Genomic DNA, 11,784 nt, shown 5'->3' on the forward strand with positions numbered 1-11,784 from the left:
TCCCCACCTTCGCGTGACACAGTACAGTTTCGCCAAAGCATGTTCGCAGCGTTGTGCTGACGGCGCCCGTCTCCATACCGGTCGTCAGCACCGATACGAACTCCTCGGGGGAGCAATGTTGGATCTATCGGGGGCCGTACCAGGTCCATTTCTCGGCAAGGTCGGACTCGGCGATCTTCTCGTCGCACAGGGTGTCGGCCTAGTTGTCGGCGTGCTCACGGTGCCGTTCGGAACGCCGATTCTGTATGCGATCGCAGTGGCGGTGGGGGTAACCGCGGTTCTGCTCGTTCGCGTCGCGGGCCGCTCGTTGGTGCAGTGGGCGTCGACACTGGGGCGGCGGATGATCGGCGCCGATTGCACGATCGGCCGGACCGTCGACTATCGAGCTCCGTCCGGCCGATCACTCGGGCTCTATTGGGACGGCACGAAGGTCGTCGCCGTCGTTGCGGTCCTTCCGCAGCGAGGTGGACTGACGACGATCACGAAGGACGCCTTCGTCTCGACCCATCGGCTTCCCATTTCCGAACTGGCCCAATGCCTTTCGCAACACGACATCACCCTCGACGGTATCGACGTGATCAGCCACGGCCACCGCACCAGATCGGGAACACCGGCGGGCGGGGTGTACGAGCAGCTGATCGGCCCACTACCCGCCGTCGCCGTTCGCAATGTGTGGTTGGCGGTCAGGCTCGACGCGGAGAAGAGCGCAGCTGCTGTCGCACGACGCGGCGGGGGAACCGAAGGCGCATCACGCGCAGTGACAACGGCGACGCAGCGAATCGTTCGCGCACTCGACGACGCGGGCTGCCGATCACGCATACTCACCGCTCCGGAGATTCGGGAAGCGGTGCTGAAGGTGACGGCGGGAGCTGATCCTGCGGCCTTGCGGGACAGTTGGAAGTTCGCGCGTGTGGGATCGGACGTCAACATCGGTTCCGCGATCGATCCGAACCGACTCGGCTCCGACCTGCTGGCAAAGCTGTGGGTCACTCCGTCGCGAGGCACAACGGTCGCCGTCCGGCTACGGCCCGGCTCGGCCCCTGGGACTGTTGCGGTCGGCGCGGGCTGGCGACTGACCTCGCGCGCACTCGGAGACCAGGTCAGGTTCCGCGGCTCGGTGTCGATGAACGGCCGCCATCGCGAGGGTCTGCTGTCGCATCTGCCGATCGCCGTCTCCGGTCTCGACGATGCCATCGACGTCGCGGAGTTCCCTGTCGAGGACGTCGACAGGCTGCATCTTCCGTCGTCGGGATGTGGGCAGCTGATCGGGTCGGACAGCCAAGGTCAGGGCGTCGCGACGCGGGTCGTCGGTTCCGGCATCTCGACCGTGCACGTCGCGGGAGAGCTCTATCTTGCGCAGCAGCTCGTGTTCCGCGCGCTCGCGGTCGGGGCGAGTGTGCTCGTCCGCACAGACCGACCACATGCCTGGGAGAACCTCGTCGGGGCGATAGCCAACCCAGACCGGCTGTCGATCGCGGGCGAGCCGAATCACTCCAACGCCGGCTACACAGCGACCGTCGTGGACGGCGACGTCGCGCCCGCTCCACACGCCGGCGTGACCACGATCTATCTGGCCGATCATCGTCGTGGGCTGCCGGACACCGATGCCGACGTTCTCATCGTTCAGCCAGGGAGCAGCGGTTCGGTGGTTGTACTCGAGACCGGCAGCACAAGTGTCGAACTGTCCCTGGTTTCGATCGCCCGCGAGACCGCATTCATCGGAAGGCCACGCACGACGCATTTCGCGAATCAGCCCGGGTAGGGCTCCACCGTTCGAGCGGCACGCAACATCGTTGCCCACCAAGCCAATTGCGCGAGCAACCGGGCAGCTGCGTCGAACGCGGCACCGTCGATGAGTTCTCCGTCCGCATCGAAGGCCTTACGGACCTGATGCAGGCTGACGGTGTCGCGGATCGACACCATGTGCAATTCGGCAACAACGAGGCGTAGTTGCTCGGTCGCGCGCAGACCGCCGGACATTCCGCCGTAGGACACGAAACCGACCGGCTTGGCTCGCCATTCGAATTTCGCGTTGTCGAACGCGGTCTTCAACGCACCCGGGTAGCCGTGGTTGTACTCGGGTGTGACGACGACGAAGGCGTCCGCGGCGTCGAGGCGTTGCCGGAAGGCTTCGACATTGGAATCGACCACGAGGCTATCGGGTAGGTCGACTGTTGCGAGATCGAGCACACCGACGTCGAATTCGGTTGCCTCGCTTGTCTGCCGCAGAAACCACTCGGCGACCTTCGGGCCTTTCCGTCCTGCTCTGACGCTGCCGATGATGACTTCGAGTCGAAGCCTGCCGGGACCGGTCACACCGACATCTCGCCCATCTCGGACCATCCCGTTGCATCGATCGTCTGGCTGATGATCTTCGGCGTCGATTCGAGCGCGGGCGGGAGTTGCGTCATCGCCGCCGCGAAATGTGCGCTCTGCACGTGTGCACCACCGGCGTCACCGTCGACGAATGCTTCGACAAGGACGAATTCGGTTGGATCGTCGACACTTTGCGACCATTCGAACCACAGGTTTCCCGGCTCGGACCGCGTTGCAGCTGTGAATTCGGCGACCAGGTCGAGCCAACGATCTGCCCAATCCGGCTTCGTCTTGAACTTCACGACGATGAAAATCATCGTTACCCCTTCTGGTTCAACACGACTCGGGTTCTCGGCTTGCGTCGGAGCCCACACCGGAGCGTTCGGACGATCCCTGGACTGCGCCGACTACCCGATGGTTCCATACCGCGAGACGGTTCGACCATCGGCTGTCCCGATTCGCACCAGTCGAGCAGAACCGAGGCAGCGCGCGACATCCGAACGAGTTCGCTGACGGGTCCGCCGAGTTGCAGATCCCGGTCGACCTGCGACGCAGTGAGGTGGCCGCCGAGGTCCGGCACGTCGCCTGCACAAACCAGGATTTCGGCTGGACTGGAGCTGTGGCTGCCGACGAGGAGCAGCGTCTCGTCCTCGACCACACGGATCGGAACATCGTGGGTGCCTGCAACACGGCCTACGAAGAGTGCGGTGTAGTCCAGATCGTCGGTCGGGTCGACGCGCGTGATCAGGCGGGCGTCGCGGTCCCCGAGCATCATCCGGACGTCGAGCACGCACCGGTCGGGTACTGCGGCATCCAACGGTGCAAGCACTACTCGCCGCGCGGTCCAACTGAAGAACGCCTCGTCCTGTTCACCCATCAGCTCGTTCCTTCGCATTTGCGACCAGTTAGCTGACCGGGCGCATCTGGGGTTCGGAGCGAGCGGTGATCTTGGATGGCTATAGCACTGCAACTATCCGTCGACACTCGTTCGGACGAGCTCCCGGAACGTCAGGACCAGCGGTTCCCGCGCGCGGCCGCGTCGGTAGATAAGCGAGAAGGGCGCTTGGTAGCCGAACGACGCGGGCAGCAGCGGGCGTAGACGATCGCGGTCGACCCAGTAGTTCGCGTAGTGCTCGGGGAGGTAGCCGATATAGCCGCCCGACAGCACGAGCATCAGCTGCGCTTCCATGTTCTCGACCGTCGCCGACCGTTGTGTGAAGCCCTGGCGGGCGAGTTCGGCCTCGCTCCAATAGCCGCGCGTCACCATTCGTTGCTGGGTGATCACGTCCGGCGGGATGCGTTTGTTGTCGAAGAGCGGATGCTTGTCGCTGCAGTAGAGCCAGTGCTGTTCACGATGCAACGCATGCGACAGCAGCCCGTTCATGGGCGATGCGAAAGCGCCGATCGCGACGTCGATGCGGTCGTCGAGCACGCCGACCTGCAGTTCGTGGGGCGTCTGGATCTTCAGGTCGAGGTAGACGCCGGGATGTTCCCTGCTGAATTCGCCGATGACGTCGGCAAGAGGCAGCGTCGAGTCGGTGACGGTCGAATCGAGAACGCCGATGGTCAAAGTGCCGCGGAGCTCGCCCTGCAGTGCAGTGCCGTACCGAGCGAAACCTTCGAGTTCGCCGAGAATGCGCAGGCATTCCGCGTGGTAGAGCTCGCCCTTGCTGGTCAGGCTGAACCCGCTTCGCCCGCGATGACACAGCACGATGCCGAGCTGACGTTCGAGCTGGCTCATGTATGTGCTGATCGCGGATGCCGAGAGGCCGAGCTCCTGCTGCGCGGGCGCGAAGCCCTGATGCCGCACCACACCGTCGAAGATCTGCAGCAGTTTGAGATCGGGCAGCGAGTTCCGCATGGCGTTCCCGTCGGCAGGGTTCGAGGGCGATACATCAGAAAAATCTGATGTGATTATTTATATCACGTGATTTAAAACACGGCAATTGTCTCCTATGGTCTTAATCACTAGCGAGCGATCTACCGGAGGACCACCATGGACATCTCGATCATCTTGATCTACCTAGCCGCAATGTTGATCTTCGGCTGGTGGGGCAAACGCAGAGCCAGCAACTCGAGCGAATACCTCGTCGCGGGCCGGCGCCTCGGTGGCGTCCTGTACACCTCGACGATGGCCGCAGTCGTCATCGGCGGAGCGTCCACGGTCGGTGGCGTCGGCCTCGGCTACAAGTACGGCATCTCCGGCATGTGGTTGGTCGTCGCGATCGCGTCCGGCGTCCTGCTGTTGAGCGTGCTGTTCGCGTCACGCATTCAGCGTCTCAAGGTCTACACGGTCTCGGGAATGCTCAAGTTGCGCTACGGAATCGACGCCACGGGCGCATCCGGCATCGTCATGATGGCCTACACGCTGATGCTCACCGTCACCTCGACGATCGCGTACGCCACGATCTTCAACGTCCTCTTCGGTTTCGATCGCACACTGTCGGTCATCCTCGGCGGTCTGATCGTCGTCGCGTATTCGGCAATGGGCGGCATGTGGTCGATCACGCTCACCGACGTCGTCCAGTTCGTCATCAAGACCATCGGCATCTTCTTCCTGTTGCTCCCGTTCACCTGGTCCAAGGCAGGCGGCTACGACGGCATCAAGGAGCGCGTCGGTGATTCCGCGTTCAGCCTCGGCACCATCGGCACCGGAACGATCATCACCTTCTTCGTCGTCTACACACTCGGCCTGCTCATCGGACAGGACATCTGGCAGCGCGTCTTCACGGCCAAGTCCCCCGAGGTCGCCCGGTGGGGTGGCGTCGCAGCCGGTGTCTACTGCCTGCTCTACGGCGTGGCAGGCGCACTGATCGGCCTCGCAGCGTCGGCATTGATCCCGAACATCGGATCCAGTGACGACGTCTACGCCGACGTCGCCCTGCACGTACTGCCCATCGGCCTCAGCGGAGTCGTCCTCGCCGCCGCAGTCGCCGCCATGATGTCCACCGCATCCGGCGCCCTGATCGCAACGGCAACCGTTGCGCGCCAAGATGTTCTGCCGCTGCTAGCCAAGATGTTCGGTCGCACCCGTCCCGAACTCGACACCAGCGACCCCGAAGCCGATGTGCGCGGCAACCGCCTCTACGTGATCGCGATCGGACTCGTCAGCATCGTCCTCGCCGCGCTGATCAACGACATCGTCTCCGCACTCACCATCGCCTACGACATCCTCGTCGGCGGATTGCTGGTACCGATCCTGGGCGGCCTGCTCTGGAAGCGCGCAACCGGCGCGGGCGCGATGGCCGCAATGGCGGTCGGCACGATCGGGACACTGGTCACGATGTGGGTCGTCGGCGATGTGCTTGCCAACGAACCGGTGTACGTCGGCCTGATCAGTGCAGCGATCGTGTTCGTCGCGGTCAGCCTCTTGACCAAGCCCACCCCGGCACATGTGATGGCGATCTGGATCGCCCGCTCGTCGGGCAAAGCGGAGTCCGAGCCGGAACGTGAGCTCTCCCCGATAGCCTGAGGGCCTACGGCCTCGTGAGTCCTTTCGGAGGGCCTGACCTCCGAAAGGACTCACGAGCGGCGTAGCCGCCCAGTCCACAAGTGGAGGTAGACAGTGCCGAAGATCGTCGATCACGACGAGCGCAGACTGGCACTCGCCGATGCCGTCCTGGCGCTCATCGCCCGGGACGGCATCGGTGCTGTGACAACCCGCGCCGTTGCCGAGGAAAGCGGTTGGTCGACCGGAGTCTTGAACCACTACTTCAACTCTCGGCACGATCTGCTACTCGCGGCACTGCGTCGCGCTGCCGACACCCAGGGCGAGCTCTACCGTTCGATACTCGACGCACCCGACGTCGAGTCGATCGAAAAGCTGCGCAGGATCACCGCAAGCGTGCTGCCGCTCGACAAGCGCAGGCTCGCGATGACGCGGGTGTTCCTGTTCTTCTACGCCGAAGGTGCAGCAGCGGAGTCTGCACGCACCGAAATCGCAGGATTTATGACGCGATGGCGTGACGTCGTCGGCGAAACCGTGCGCGCTGCGCAGGTGGAGGGCGCACTGACCGACGACGTCGACGCAGACACCGTCACCATCCAACTCGTAGCTCTCACAGACGGTTTGGCGATGCAATCGATCCTGGACCCGGTCGCGATGAGGGCGATCGGAGCAAAGGACGCGGTCGCCCGCATTGTCGACACCGCGTTGCAGCGTGCAACCGTCCCAACCTGATCGGACTTCCATGCGTCAAAGCGTCGTTGTTCTCGACAGCTTCATACCCGCCGCCGACCTGTCCGCGGCACTCGAGGTCGGCGGACTCGACGTCGAGGTTGTCGCCGCGACCGAAATCCCCTCCGGCCCGGGCGTCGTCGCTCTGTTGGTCGGTCCGGAGACGGTCGGCCTCGACGATCGGCACCTTGCGGCTCTGCCCGACCTTCGCCTGCTCGCAGCTACGTCGGCAGGCTACGACCACCTACCGGTCGACGCCGCCGTCGGGCGCGGGATTCGCGTGACGCGGGCGGTCGACTATTGCACCGACGAGGTCGCCGACCATGCCCTGGCACTCACCGTGGGCCTGTTACGTTCGACGGCGAAGCTGGACGCCGCTGTCCACCGGGGCGACTGGGATGTGGTGGCAGCGCCACCGCGACGAATCGCGGGAACTGTGTTGGGGCTGTTCGGGTTCGGGCTCATCGGCCATGCGTTTGCGCTGCGTGCCCACGCGCTCGGGATGACGGTACTTGCGAGTGGACGATCGTTGGCCGGCCGAGTTCCCGAGTGGGTGGAGGTCGTCGAATGGGACGAGCTGCTACAGCGTTCCGACGTCCTGAGCCTGCATGTTCCGCTGACGGACGACACGGCCGGAATCGTCGATGCAGCTGCGCTGGAACGGATGCGACGCGGTTCTTACCTGATCAACGTCTCGCGAGGCGGATTGATCGATCACGACGCACTCGGCGCTGCTCTTCGTGACGGGCAGTTGGCTGGGGCCGCAATAGATGTGCTGCCGACCGAGCCGCCGGACCCCGGCGATCCCGTTCTGGCGATCCCCAACCTCGTCATCACCCCACATGCTGCGTGGTACTCCCCCGACGTCGCGTCGCGGCTAGCCCGTCAATCGGCGGAAAACTTGCTCACCGTACTAGAGGGACGTACCCCTAAAGGCGTTGTGGGTTAACGAAAAAAGTGTGATTCCTCCCGGAATCCGGGAGGAATCACACAGCATCAGTCCTTGTAGTCGGGCTGCGTGCGATCGAGCAGCCGCAGCAGTGCCGCCCATGCCATGTCGTAGGCATGATCGTCGGTGAAGTCGTCGGTCACCTCACCTGCGAACTGCTTGGCGGTGTACTCGGCGATCTCGTGGCTCGGCACCCGCAGTTCACCGCCGGCCTGCGCGGCGATCTGAATGTCGCATGCCTTCTCCAGGTAGAACATTCGAAGGAATGCCTCCGACGGTGTTGTACCGACGGTCAGCATTCCGTGGTTGCGCAGGATCAGAGCTGGGTGGGTGCCGAGGTCCGCGACGAGGCGTTCCCGCTCGGCGGTGTTGAGTGCGATGCCCTCGTAGTCGTGGTAGGCGACCCGGTTGTAGAACTCCATCGAAATCTGGTTCAGCGGAAGCAAACCCGCTTCCTGCGCGGCAACAGCACAGCCCGCTTTGGTATGGGTGTGCAATACGCAGTGGGCGTCCTCGCGTGCCTCGTGGATGGCGCCGTGAATGACGAATCCCGCAGGGTTGACACGATATTCGGACGGCTCGACAAGTTCACCGTCGAGACCGATCTTGACGAGGTTGGAGGCCGTGATCTCTTCGAACAGCAGCCCGTACGGGTTGATCAGGAAGTGATGCTCAGGCCCCGGGATCCGAACCGACACATGGGTGAAGATGAGGTCGGTCATCTTGAAGTGCGCGAGCAGCCGGTAGACCGCCGCTAGCTCGCGTCGAAGCTCCGCCTCGGTCTTCACGGTTTCGAGCGTCGATGCGGTCATGTGCGGATCTCCTTGCAGGCGTTGTAACTGAGCTGGAAAGCTTTTCGTCTTTAAATATATCAACTGATTTAAATACATGCTAGTGTCTGCTGTAAGAGATTTCACACTGTCGAGTGGCAAGAAGGCGGAAGCAAGCATGACCAACAGCCGTGCATCGTACGAGGTTCCGAGGATCACCGAGGGCGGCCGCGTAGGCCCCGTCGACTCGTCGTTGGTACCTCGGTTCTGCGGTCCCGCAACGTTCGCCCGGCTACCAACGCTTGCCGAGATCGGCAAGACCGACGTCGCGGTCCTCGGCGTCCCGTTCGACAGTGGTGTGTCCTACCGTCCCGGCGCACGGTTCGGTCCGTCTGCCATTCGGGAGGCCAGTCGTCTACTGCGGCCGTACAACCCGGCCGTCGACGTGTCGCCGTTCGCAGCGCTGCAGGTCGCCGATGCCGGCGACGTCGCGCTCAATCCGTTCAACATCAACGAAGCCATCGAGACCCTCGAAGGCGCGTCCGGGGTATTCGCCCAAGACAACACGAAGCTCGTCTGCATCGGCGGCGATCACACCATCGCACTGCCACTGCTGCGGTCGGTAGCGTCGGTCCACGGACCGGTTGCGTTGCTGCACTTCGACGCTCACCTCGACACCTGGGACACCTACTTCGGCGCCGAGTACACCCACGGCACACCTTTCCGTCGCGCAGTCGAAGAAGGCATCGTCGACACGGAAGCACTCGCGCACGTCGGCACCCGCGGACCGCTGTACGGCAAGAAGGACCTCGAGGACGACCGCAGGTTCGGGTTCGGCATCTACACCTCCGCCGACGTGTTCCGTCGCGGCGTCGACGAGATCGTCGACGCATTGCGCGACCGCATCGGCAACCGACCGCTGTATGTCTCGATCGACATCGACGTCCTCGACCCCGCACATGCGCCGGGTACAGGAACTCCCGAGGCCGGCGGTATGACGAGCCGTGAACTCCTCGAAATCCTGCGCGGTCTGCGGAAGCTGAACCTAGTCGGCGCCGACGTCGTCGAGGTCGCGCCGGCCTACGACCATGCCGAAATCACCAGTGTCGCAGCGTCACATCTCGCCTACGAGTTCATTTCCTGGTACGCCGGAAACGCCTAGGCGGCTACGCCGCTCGTGAGTCCTTTCGGAGGGCGGACCCTCCGAAAGGACTCACGAGGCGCGAAGCGCCCTATCTCGGAACGACGACCACCGGGACCGGCGAATGCCGCACTATCTTCGCGGCGCGCGAGCCGAGGAACACCAGCTTGATCGGGCCCGACTTGCTTGACCCGATCGTCAGCACATCGCCGTCGACCCAGTCCACGTCGTCGAGCGCTTCTGCCCAGGTTCTGCCATGTCCCACAACGGATTCCGCCGTGTCGGGCACCTCGGGCAGCGCAGCTACCCTGCGCAACGCCGCATCGGAGTCACGTTGCACGGCCTCCGCCCATTCCGATACGACGGGCGAGTCCCCCTCGGACCCGAGACTCGTCGAGTACGGCGTCGGGCCACGCACGGCGAACGCCGCGAGCCGCAAGGTCGCACCGACCCGTGCGGCAACTGCTGCCGCGGCCAGCACCATCTCGTCCTGATCGGGCGACCCGTTGTATGCCGCGGTCACCCGCTCGACCCTCGCCGCGCCGCGGACCCGAAATCCTCGTGGTGCCAACGCAACAGGCACATGCGAGCTGTAGAGCAGCCGGGACGTGACGCTGCCGAGCGCGACGTGTCCGAACACACCCGCCGACGACGAACCGAGCACGATCATGGACGCCGACCGCTCCTGCGACAGCTCGAGCAGGCCGGACGATGTCGAACGTGCGTCGTGCACAACGTATTCGGCTTCGATATCGGCAGGCATGATCTTTCGCGCAGCGTCCAGCGCCGCACTCGCCTCACCGTGCGCGTAGCGCCGGTACTCCTCGTCGACACGCGCAGCACTCGGCAGCGGCGCCGCGGGAGTCACCGAGCAGACAACGACATCCTCACCGGCCGACCGCGCGAGCATGGCGGCCAAATGAATGATGGCCTTGCTCTTGCCATCCGGCGAGTAGCCGACGATCAGCGTCATAGCTCGTCCTTCGCGTTCGTCCCTGCGGCATCCGCCTTGTCGAGGTAGGAATGCGACCTGCCGTACGCGAGATACCACCCGAGCGCGATCGCCACCCAGACGAGGAACACGTAGATGGTCACGGGGCGAAGATCTTTGATGATCCAGATGCAACCGATGATCGACAAGATGGGCGTCACCGGATAGCCGGGTACCTTGAAGCTCCGTTTGAGATCGGGTGCAATACGCCGCAGCACCATCACGCCGATCGACACCACAAGGAATGCGACGAGAGTGCCGATGCTCGTCATCTCGGCAAGGAAGTTGATCGGGATGAAGCCGGCGAGCACACCGATCACCGCACACACGATGATCGTGTTGGGAATCGGGGTCAGCGTCCGCGGATTGACCTTGTGGAACACCTTCGGGATCATCCCGTCGCGCGACATCGCGAACAGGATGCGGGTCTGACCGTAGATCACGACGAGGGTGACGCTGAAGATCGAGACGACGGCACCAGCGGCCAAGACTGTTCCCGGCCACGACGAGCCCGTGACGTTTTCGAGGATCGCGGCGAGTCCCGCTTCCTGGTCCTGGAACTGATCTGCAGGCTGCGCACCGATTGCGACGGCGACCACCGCGATATAGACGCCGGTGACGGCGACGAGCGAGATCAGGATTGCCAACGGCAGGTTGCGGCGCGGATTCTTGACTTCTTCACCGGCGGTGGAGACGGCGTCGAGACCGATGTAGGAGAAGAAGATGATGCCGGCGGCCGACATGATGCCGCTGAATCCGAACGGAGCGAAGTCGGCGAAGTGATCGGTGTTCCAGCCTGCGATGCCGACGACGACGAACAGAGCGAGGATGCCGAGCTTGATGCCGACCATGATCGCGTTGATCTTGGCCGACTCGCTCGCACCGCGGACAAGCAGGACACCGCAGAGGCAGACGAGAACGACGGCGGGGAGATTGATGATGCCGCCCTGCTCCGGCGCCTGCGACAGAGCGTCGGGAATGCGGATGCTGAACAGATTGTCGAGCAGCTGGTTGAGGTACTGCGACCAACCGACCGATACGGCTGCCGCCGAGACGCCGTACTCCAGCAACAAGCACGCCCCGACCGCGATTGCGGGCATCTCGCCGAGCGTCGCGTAAGTGTAGGAATACGACGAGCCCGAGACGGGGACCGCGCCGGCGAGTTCGGCGTAACAGATGGCGGTAAGACCTGCCACGATGCCCGCCACCACGAACGAGATCAGCGTCGCGGGTCCGGCGACGGGGACGGCCTGCGACAGGATGATGAAGATGCCGGTGCCGATCGTGGCACCGATACCGAACATCGACAGCTGCGCGAGTCCGATGGTCCTGGCAAGATCACCCTTGCCTGTATCGGCACCGGTCTCGTCCTGTATCAGTTGGACCGGCTTGCGGCGCAGTGCTTGTTGTAATAGCGACGACATCGCCGTACTCCTCGGA

Annotated in this window: 12 protein-coding genes; 5 read left to right on the forward strand and 7 right to left on the reverse strand. The window is 63.8% G+C overall.

Features of this window, described 5'->3' with window-relative positions:
- Positions 1-115: 115 nt before the first annotated feature.
- A complete protein-coding gene (gene eccE, locus JGU71_RS06945) occupies positions 116-1,762 on the forward strand; it encodes a type VII secretion protein EccE (RefSeq protein ID WP_199703284.1) in 1,647 nt (548 codons plus the stop codon).
- Here the strand turns inward: eccE and JGU71_RS06950 are convergent.
- The 4 genes from JGU71_RS06950 to JGU71_RS06965 all read right to left on the reverse strand — a co-directional run bounded on the left by JGU71_RS06950 (position 1,750) and on the right by JGU71_RS06965 (position 4,177).
- Complete coding sequence (locus JGU71_RS06950; protein ID WP_307829538.1) at positions 1,750-2,316, reverse strand: NADPH-dependent FMN reductase; 567 nt, start codon at positions 2,314-2,316, stop codon at positions 1,750-1,752. The genes eccE and JGU71_RS06950 overlap by 13 nt on opposite strands.
- Positions 2,313-2,633: a putative quinol monooxygenase gene (locus JGU71_RS06955; protein WP_199703286.1), complete on the reverse strand. Its 321-nt coding sequence runs from the start codon at positions 2,631-2,633 to the stop codon at positions 2,313-2,315. The genes JGU71_RS06950 and JGU71_RS06955 overlap by 4 nt, the downstream gene beginning before the upstream one ends.
- 2 nt (positions 2,634-2,635) lie before the next feature.
- Positions 2,636-3,193, reverse strand: coding sequence for a hypothetical protein (locus JGU71_RS06960; RefSeq protein ID WP_199703287.1), 558 nt, complete (start codon positions 3,191-3,193; stop codon positions 2,636-2,638).
- Positions 3,194-3,286: 93 nt separating this feature from the next.
- Positions 3,287-4,177 carry a LysR family transcriptional regulator gene (locus tag JGU71_RS06965; RefSeq protein WP_199703288.1) on the reverse strand — a complete coding sequence of 297 codons (891 nt, stop codon included), beginning with the start codon at positions 4,175-4,177 and terminating at the stop codon, positions 3,287-3,289.
- A gap of 135 nt (positions 4,178-4,312) precedes the next feature.
- On the opposite strand from JGU71_RS06965, the gene JGU71_RS06970 reads away from it, so the two are divergent.
- The 3 genes from JGU71_RS06970 (at position 4,313) to JGU71_RS06980 (ending at position 7,442) form a co-directional block, all read left to right on the forward strand.
- On the forward strand, positions 4,313-5,788 hold the full coding sequence (locus JGU71_RS06970) for a sodium:solute symporter family protein (RefSeq protein WP_199703289.1): 1,476 nt from the start codon (positions 4,313-4,315) through the stop codon (positions 5,786-5,788).
- Positions 5,789-5,881: 93 nt separating this feature from the next.
- Complete coding sequence (locus tag JGU71_RS06975) at positions 5,882-6,496, forward strand: TetR/AcrR family transcriptional regulator (protein ID WP_199703290.1); 615 nt, start codon at positions 5,882-5,884, stop codon at positions 6,494-6,496.
- Positions 6,497-6,506: 10 nt separating this feature from the next.
- Positions 6,507-7,442, forward strand: a complete 936-nt coding sequence (locus JGU71_RS06980; protein ID WP_199703291.1) for a C-terminal binding protein — start codon at positions 6,507-6,509, stop codon at positions 7,440-7,442.
- A 47-nt stretch (positions 7,443-7,489) separates the two neighbouring features.
- Here the strand turns inward: JGU71_RS06980 and JGU71_RS06985 are convergent, their stop codons facing one another.
- Positions 7,490-8,254 carry a class II aldolase/adducin family protein gene (locus JGU71_RS06985; protein WP_199703292.1) on the reverse strand — a complete coding sequence of 255 codons (765 nt, stop codon included), beginning with the start codon at positions 8,252-8,254 and terminating at the stop codon, positions 7,490-7,492.
- A gap of 136 nt (positions 8,255-8,390) precedes the next feature.
- On the opposite strand from JGU71_RS06985, the gene speB reads away from it, so the two are divergent.
- Positions 8,391-9,374, forward strand: a complete 984-nt coding sequence (speB, locus tag JGU71_RS06990; protein ID WP_199703293.1) for an agmatinase — start codon at positions 8,391-8,393, stop codon at positions 9,372-9,374.
- 70 nt (positions 9,375-9,444) lie between these two features.
- Here the strand turns inward: speB and JGU71_RS06995 are convergent, their stop codons facing one another.
- Both JGU71_RS06995 and JGU71_RS07000 read right to left on the reverse strand, forming a co-directional pair.
- On the reverse strand, positions 9,445-10,326 hold the full coding sequence (locus tag JGU71_RS06995; RefSeq protein ID WP_199703294.1) for a universal stress protein: 882 nt from the start codon (positions 10,324-10,326) through the stop codon (positions 9,445-9,447).
- Entirely contained in the window at positions 10,323-11,768 is a 1,446-nt protein-coding gene (locus JGU71_RS07000) for an amino acid permease (protein ID WP_199703295.1), read from the reverse strand. Before JGU71_RS07000 ends, JGU71_RS06995 begins: the two co-directional genes overlap by 4 nt.
- Positions 11,769-11,784 lie beyond the last annotated feature (16 nt).

Origin of the sequence: Antrihabitans stalagmiti (genome assembly GCF_016482825.1) — a bacterium.
Classification (GTDB): Bacteria; Actinomycetota; Actinomycetes; order Mycobacteriales; family Mycobacteriaceae; genus Antrihabitans; species Antrihabitans stalagmiti.